The following is a 4,593-nucleotide window of genomic DNA, read 5'->3' as shown; positions in this document are numbered from 1 at the left end:
AGCAGCTCCACTCCACGACCGGAGGTCCTTCACCATCGACAACGACTACAGCGTGTCGTCACATCCACTCAACCAACCTGCCTGGGCAGTACACCTAGCGGTGACCGGCACCGGGCCGACCGCGCAGCGGATCGCGGCGACGCTGTCGCAGTGCGGCTTCGTCGTTCACCGCGCGGACCACCAGGACGGTGCCCGGCGACGATTCCGTCCCGAGGTCGCGGTGCTGGTGACCCACTACGTGGTCGATCCTGCCCTGCGCGGGTACTGGCTGCGCGATGACGTGCCGCACCTGCCGGTGGTGTTCGGCGACAGCGAGGTGCACATCGGCCCGATGATCGAGCCGGGCACCGGACCGTGCCTCTATTGTTTGGAGCGGCAGCACGCCGATGCGGATGCGGCGTGGCCGGCGATCGCCTCGCAACTGCTGGGCACGGTCGGCCCGGCCGAGACACCGCTGATCTCCGCAGAGGTGGCGGCGCTGGCGGCGCGCATGGTGGTGTCCCGGGTTCGCCATGCGGCGTCGTCCGAGTCGGTGTCGCGGCATCTCGATGTCCGGGGCGGCACGCTGTCGGTGCGCAGCGAGCGCCCGCATCCACTGTGCCTGTGCACCGGACTCGCCCGCCGGCTGGCCTAACCGGCCGGTGTTGCCTCACGGCGTTGCAGCTCAGCCAGAAACGGCGAGGGCGCCCTGGTCGCCGAGCGCTGCTGCCCGGTCTGCGCCCAGGACAGGTGCAGCCGCCGCCGTGCCCTGGTGATGCCCACGTACAGCAGCCGGCGTTCCTCGTCGACGGCGGCCGCATCCTTGGCGTAGGTGATCGGCACGAGGCCGTCGCTGAGGCCGACGAGGTACACGGTGTCCCATTCGAGTCCCTTGGCCGAGTGCAAGGTCGCCAGCGTCACCGCCTCCCTGGTCGGCTCGTGCTGGCCGGCGGAGCGTTCGAACAGCTCCGCGACGAAGCCGCGCAGCGTGCTGCCGCGCGGTTGGGACTCGGCCAGCCCCATGATGACGTTCAACGACTCCCAGCGCTCGCGCACGGCGCCGCGGATTTCGGGGGCCTGCTGGGTCCAGCCCAGCGACCGCAGCACGTCGCTCACGGTCTTGAACAGGGGTTCGCCGGTGGGGGCGACGGCCGCGCCCCTGAGCATCATCATGGCCTGCTTGACTTCTTGCAGATCGAAGAATCGCGTGCCGCCGCGCAGCTGGTGGCTCACCCCGGCGTCGTTCAGCGCGTTCTCCAGCGCCGCCGCCTGCACGTTGATGCGGTACAGGATCGCGATGTCCTGTGGTTTGGTTCCGGCGGCGATCTGATCAGCGATCGCGCCGGCCACGGCGCGGGCCTCCGCGATGTCGCTCTGGTGGGCGGTGATGGTGGGCACCGGCGGTTTCGGGCCGTCGTCGGATGCGGCGCGCAGCCGGAGCGCCCCGGCCCGACCCTTCATCAGCCGGTTCGCAGTGTCCACGATGGGGCCGGTAGAACGGTAGTTCTGCTCCAGCCGCACCACGGTGGCGTGGCGGTAGCGACTACCGAAGCCGAGCAAATACTCCGGGGAGGCACCGGCGAACGCGTAGATGGTCTGGCTGGCGTCGCCGACCACGCACAGGTCGTCCCGGTCGCCCAGCCACAGCTCCAGCAGCGCCTGCTGTAGTGGCGACACATCCTGATATTCGTCGACGACGAAGAACCGGTACTGCTCCCGCACCTGCTGGGCGACCCGGGGCTCGCTCTCGATCATGCCGGCGCAGGCCAGCAGCACGTCCTCGAAGTCCAACTGACGGCGGGCATCCTTGGCGTCCTCGTAGGCACGATGCAGGTCGACGACTTGTTCGGGGCGCAGCGTGGGGGGCAGCGATCGGGTGTCCGCGACCGTAGCGTATTGGCTCAGGGTCAGCTGCGACACTTTGCGCCACTCGATCTCCGCCGCCAGGTCGCGCAGCGCTGCGGTATCGATCTTCAGGTGCAGCGCCGCGGCGGCCTCGGCCAGAACGCGGCCCTTGCTCTCGAGGATCCGCGGCATCGTGCCACCAATCACCTGCGGCCAGAAAAAGTTCAATTGCGAGAGCGCAGCGGCATGGAAGGTGCGCGCGGCGATCCCGCCGACGCCGAGCTGACGGAGCCTGCTGCGAAGTTCCGCGGCGGCCCGGGCGGTAAAGGTGAGCGCCATGACCCGTCCGGGCGGGTACACGCCGGTCGCGACGCCGTAGGCGATGCGGTGGGTGATGGCCCGCGTCTTGCCGGTGCCCGCTCCGGCGAGCAGGCAGACCGGGCCCAGCAGCGCCTGGGCGGCACCGCGCTGCTCGTCGTCGAGTCCGGCCAGCAGGCCGGCCGAGCCGGTCATACCTGTCGATCCGCTCATGCCTCGGAGACCGGTCCGCCGAACCAGTCCTCGATCATGAATCGGGCGATCGACGTGGCTCCGGGCAGGATGATCTCGCCGATGGCATCCTGAAGCTCCTGGCGGCTGAACCAGCGCAGGTCGAGGATTTCCGCCCCGTCCGGCTCCGACACCCATCCACCTGCGGGGTCGGCGAGCGCTCGGAAGCCGACCATGAGCGAGGCCGGGAAGGGCCACGGCTGGGAGCCGACGTAGACCGGGTCCACGACCCGGATGCCGGACTCTTCGAAGACCTCACGGATCACGGCCGCCTCGAGCGACTCCCCCGGTTCCACGAAGCCAGCCAGCAGGGAGTACCGGTTGGCCTCCCAGAGCGCGTTCGATCCGAGCAGGATGCGGTCGTCCGAATCGGTGATGAGCACGATGATTGCCGGGTCGGTGCGCGGGAAGATCGCCGTCTCGTCATCCGGGCTGCGTCGAACCCATCCGCCCAGTTCGGGCAGCAGCGGCTGGCCGGTGCTCGGGGAGAACCGGTGCGAGCTGTGCCAGTTCGCCAGCGCCACTGCTTCGGTGAGCAGCCCGGCGTCCCGGTCGTTCAGGGTGCTGCCGACGGTGCGCAGGTTTCCCCACAGTTGTTGATTGTCGGTGACGGGTGCGGGCGCCGCGTCTTCCAGTACCACGGCGACGACGGGGGTGCCGGCCGGTTCGTGAGCGGTGTCCGACACCGAGCGTCCCAGGTAGAGCCACAGCCCGGCAGCGGGAACGGCGTCGACGCCGACCAACGCGAGTTCTGCGCCGTCCTCGGAGCCCAGCAGCCCCTTGCCGTGCCAGAGCAGCAGGAACCGGGTGGCCGGATCGGCGGCAAGTTCGTCGAACAGGCTCGGTCGGGTGCGGGCGAGGTAATCGCGGTCGAAGTCGTACCGCGACAAGGGCAGTTCTCCCACCCGGGGGTGCGAAAGCGGCGAACCGGACATCGACGGCCAATCTTTGTCGGGGGAAGTCATCAACAGCGTGGCGTTGGGACCGGCCTGGCCGCCGACGACCTACCCTGGCAGGTATGGCCAGATCCCATCTCACTCTAGCCGCGCTGGCGACTGCGGCCGTAGCCGGACTGGACATCGTGCGCTCCAGCACCATCGGCACGGCGGGCTCCGGCGATTTCGATTCCGCGCTGCTCACGAGCCGTGACGGAAAGCACTGGATCATCCGCCGCGCGCTCACCGAAGCCGCGGAAGTCGAGCAGTCCACCGAGCTGGTCGCGCTGCAGGCGCTGAGCACCGGTGTGCGCTCCCGGCTGCCGTTCACGGTGCCGACATACGCGGGGCAGGCGCCGGTCAACGGGGGCCGGGTCGTGGTTTACCAGTATGTGTACGGCGACGCAGTTGCGTTGGCCGACCTGAGACCAGGCGGGGTGCTCGCCAGCTCGATCGGGAAGGCGATCGCCGCCATCCACACCCTGCCGACGAGCTTCGTGGCGGATGCCGGATTGCCGACGCTCACCCCGAGTGAGGCCCTCGCGTCAAGCCTCACCGTGCTGGACCGGGCCTCGGCCACCGGACTCGTTCCGGCCGCGCTACTGGAACGCTGGGAGTCGGCCACCAATGACGCCGCTCTGTGGCAGTTCGCACCAACGGTGATCAACGACTCCTTGACCGCTGACTCGTTCCTCGCCAGCGACGGCGACGTGACCGGAGTGCTCGGATGGCACGGGCTGCGCGTCGGCGACCCGGCGCGCGATTTGTATTGGCTGCTCGGCGCCAATCAAGGCGAGGTGGTGGACACCGCGTTCGATGCGTACGACGCCGCCCGGGGATCCAGCGACCGGCAGATTCTGCAGCGCGCCACCCTGTATGCGGAGCTGGAGCTGGCGAAGTGGCTGCTGCACGGCACGGCGCAGCGTGACACCGAAATCGTCGACGATGCGGTGGCGATGCTGCACGGACGACTCGACTCTGTGCAGGGTGATCTGAACCAGAACATCACCCACAACACGATGCCGGTGCTCAACATCGACGAGGTGCAGGAACTGCTCAAGCGCCGCGACGGGCTGAGCTAGGTGTACTGCCCAGGCAGGTTGGTTGAGTGGATGTGACGACACGCTGTAGTTGTTGTCGATGGTGAAGGACCTCCGGTCGTGGAGTGGAGCTGCTGAAGCATTCGCTCTTCGAACCAGGAGGTCCTTCGTGTCCCACGCTAATGCCGCTTTGACCCGCCGTCACCGTTTGCGGATCGCGCGTCTGATCGTTGACGATCATTGGC

The 4,593-nt window shown here is 68.5% G+C and carries 4 protein-coding genes; 2 read left to right on the top strand and 2 right to left on the bottom strand.

Annotation, left to right across the window (positions count from 1 at the left end; all coding sequences use genetic code 11):
* Positions 1-634 (top strand): TOMM precursor leader peptide-binding protein (locus ABFX56_RS15875; protein WP_346234339.1); only part of this gene is annotated, 634 nt, incomplete at its 5' end.
* Here the strand turns inward: ABFX56_RS15875 and ABFX56_RS15870 are convergent.
* Both ABFX56_RS15870 and nudC read right to left on the bottom strand, forming a co-directional pair.
* Positions 631-2,355 carry an ATP-dependent helicase gene (locus ABFX56_RS15870; protein ID WP_346234338.1) on the bottom strand — a complete coding sequence of 575 codons (1,725 nt, stop codon included), beginning with the start codon at positions 2,353-2,355 and terminating at the stop codon, positions 631-633. The genes ABFX56_RS15875 and ABFX56_RS15870 overlap by 4 nt on opposite strands.
* Positions 2,352-3,308, bottom strand: a complete 957-nt coding sequence (gene nudC / locus ABFX56_RS15865) for an NAD(+) diphosphatase (protein ID WP_346234337.1) — start codon at positions 3,306-3,308, stop codon at positions 2,352-2,354. Before nudC ends, ABFX56_RS15870 begins: the two co-directional genes overlap by 4 nt.
* A gap of 83 nt (positions 3,309-3,391) precedes the next feature.
* On the opposite strand from nudC, the gene ABFX56_RS15860 reads away from it, so the two are divergent.
* On the top strand, positions 3,392-4,390 hold the full coding sequence (locus ABFX56_RS15860; RefSeq protein WP_346234336.1) for a phosphotransferase: 999 nt from the start codon (positions 3,392-3,394) through the stop codon (positions 4,388-4,390).
* Positions 4,391-4,593 lie beyond the last annotated feature (203 nt).

It is taken from the genome of Parafrigoribacterium mesophilum, assembly GCF_039652555.1.
Classification (GTDB): Bacteria; Actinomycetota; Actinomycetes; order Actinomycetales; family Microbacteriaceae; genus Parafrigoribacterium; species Parafrigoribacterium mesophilum.
The sequence above is the reverse complement of the archived record's forward strand: the minus strand, read 5'-3'. Positions and strand labels throughout refer to the sequence as shown.

Bases quoted from the DNA above. Each gene is read 5' to 3' on its own strand.
- ABFX56_RS15870 (WP_346234338.1), bottom strand. From the start codon at position 2,355: ATGAGCGGATCGACAGGTATGACCGGCTCGGCCGGCCTGCTGGCCGGA.
- nudC (WP_346234337.1), bottom strand. From the start codon at position 3,308: ATGTCCGGTTCGCCGCTTTCGCACCCCCGGGTGGGAGAACTGCCCTTG.
- ABFX56_RS15860 (WP_346234336.1), top strand. From the start codon at position 3,392: ATGGCCAGATCCCATCTCACTCTAGCCGCGCTGGCGACTGCGGCCGTA.